The sequence below is a fragment of the Actinocorallia lasiicapitis genome (assembly GCF_054778695.1).
In genome coordinates this window covers 1-2,019 of sequence record NZ_BAAGZI010000628.1, presented here as the reverse complement: position 1 = coordinate 2,019, position 2,019 = coordinate 1, and the positions used below count along the sequence as shown (strand labels likewise).

Below are 2,019 nucleotides of genomic sequence, written 5' to 3'. Positions count from 1 at the left end.
CTCGCCGAGAACCTCACCGGCACCCAGAAGATCTTCCGCGACGTCCGATGAGGGCCCGCGCGGCGCTCGTGCTGCTCCCCGTCGCGCTGGCCGCGCCCGTGCCCGCGCAGGCCGCCGAGCCACGCCCCACCTTCAAGATCGTCAAACGGATCGCGGACAATCCGATCTCGCTGCGGATGTCCGGCCCGAAGTCGGGCTGGCTGCTGTCCCAGGGGTCGCGGGTGCACCGGTGGACCGGGAAGGCGTGGCGGTTCACGCCGCTGCCCGCGGGCGCGCGCGGCATCGCGGACGTCGCCGACGGCTGGGCGGTCGGCACCACCGGCTCACCTCTCCACGAGGTGGGTCCGCTCCGTCGCGCCGAGGTCAGCACCATCGTCCGCTGGGACGGTCGGCGCTGGCGGATCGCCGCACGCGTCCCCGGCGAGAAGCTGAGGCGCGTCGCCGTGCTCGGCCCGAGGAACGTGTGGGTGTTCGGCGACACGACCGCCTGGCATTTCAACGGACGCGCCTGGAAGCGGACCGGCCGCTTCGCCTCGTTCGAGCTCGAGAAGGTCAGGACGGGCGCCGGCCGGATCTACGGGACCACGTTCTTCGACGGCCGGTTCGCGCGCTGGGACGGCCGCCGCTGGCGGAAGATCACCCTTCCGCTGCCCGCCCGCACCAAGAAGCGTGAAGTCGAGGTGACCTCCCTCGACGTCCACGGCAAGAAGATCATTGTCTCGGCCACCTCGACCCATCTGGTCAAGGAGTTCCCCGAGATCGAGACGTTCGTGCTGCGGTTCGACGGCCGCCGCTGGACCACCGAACGCCCCCGGATCTTCCAGCGCATGAGCCTGTTCCACGCGTTCGCGGACGGCCGCGGCGGCCTGTGGGCGCAGGGCCGCGTCACCTCATGGGCGCGCCAGCCGTCCGAAGACAGCCAGTGCCTGTTCCACCGGGACGCCAAGGGCCGCTGGCAGCGTTGGAAGCGCCCCTTGTCCAGTCCCTGGATCGAGGATCTGACGCTCCTGCCCGGCACCCACCGGCTGCTCGCCGCCCTCACCTTCCCCGAGCTGGACGACCACGCGGGCGCCCTGGCCGTCTCCTAGCGGGGTGCGAGGGCGAGGGGCCAGGCGCCGGTGATCCAGGTGCGGACGGCGTCGTGCAGCGGCCCGTCCAGGGCGGCCCGGTCGGCCCGCACCCACGACTTGAGGGTGGCGACGCCCGGTTCGGTCCGTGACGGGTAGAGGTAGACGCAGCCGATCACGTCGTCGCCGTCGAGCACCGAGTAGGTGAAGCCCCGGCGCTCCGCGAAGTCCCGCGCGTGCTTTTCGAGGTCGGCGAGGTTGGCTTCGAGCGACATGCCGTCCAGCGGCGGCCACCGGTCGAACCCGGCCGTCGCCCGGACGTGCGCGATCGACGACGTCCACGCCGCGTGGTCGCGTTCGTTGTGCTCCGCCCCCAACGGCTCCAACCGGAACCCGTCGAACACCGGCGGCTCGGGAACAACGAAACCCTCAGGAACAAGATCCACCAACCCACCCTAACCCCGCTTAGGGTCGGGGGCATGTGGGTGGGTGAGCTGGAGAGCTGGCGGGCCGGGCAGCGGGGCCGGCAGGTGTGGGACGACGCTGAGGCGTTGCGGGTCGCGGACGGGTTCGCCGCCGGGCAGGTCGTGGTGTGGGACGAGGAGAGTGTGCGGTTCGCGCGGCGGGGGCCAGACGGGAGGCATCGCGCGCTGGTGGAGCGGCCGCGCGTCGCCGAGGCCCTCGAACTGCTGCCGCATCCGGAGGGCGGGTGGTACCGGCGGACGTGGCGGACGGCTCCGGTCGTCCGGCCGGAGGGGTATCCGGGGGAGCGGCCCACCGCCACCGGGATCTACTTTCTGCTCGCGCCGGGGGAGTGGTCGATGTGGCATGTGGTCCGGTCGGACGAGGTCTGGTTCTGGCATCGGGGCGGGCCGCTGACCCTGCTGCTCGCGGGTGCGGGCGCGACGCCGGGCGAGGTGACGGCGGTCGTGCTCGGGCCGGACGTCGAGCG

General features: G+C 72.5%; 3 protein-coding genes. 2 read left to right on the top strand and 1 reads right to left on the bottom strand.

Annotated features, from left to right (window positions below; all coding sequences use genetic code 11):
• The coding region (locus ACYVE7_RS33105; protein WP_460370406.1) for a hypothetical protein at window positions 1-1,088 on the top strand (1,088 nt) is incomplete at its 5' end.
• Here the strand turns inward: ACYVE7_RS33105 and ACYVE7_RS33100 are convergent.
• Complete coding sequence (locus ACYVE7_RS33100; protein WP_460370405.1) at window positions 1,085-1,513, bottom strand: GNAT family N-acetyltransferase; 429 nt, start codon at window positions 1,511-1,513, stop codon at window positions 1,085-1,087. The genes ACYVE7_RS33105 and ACYVE7_RS33100 overlap by 4 nt on opposite strands.
• Window positions 1,514-1,546: 33 nt before the next feature.
• Here ACYVE7_RS33100 and ACYVE7_RS33095 point away from each other — a divergent pair.
• The coding region (locus ACYVE7_RS33095; protein ID WP_460370403.1) for a cupin domain-containing protein at window positions 1,547-2,019 on the top strand (473 nt) is incomplete at its 3' end.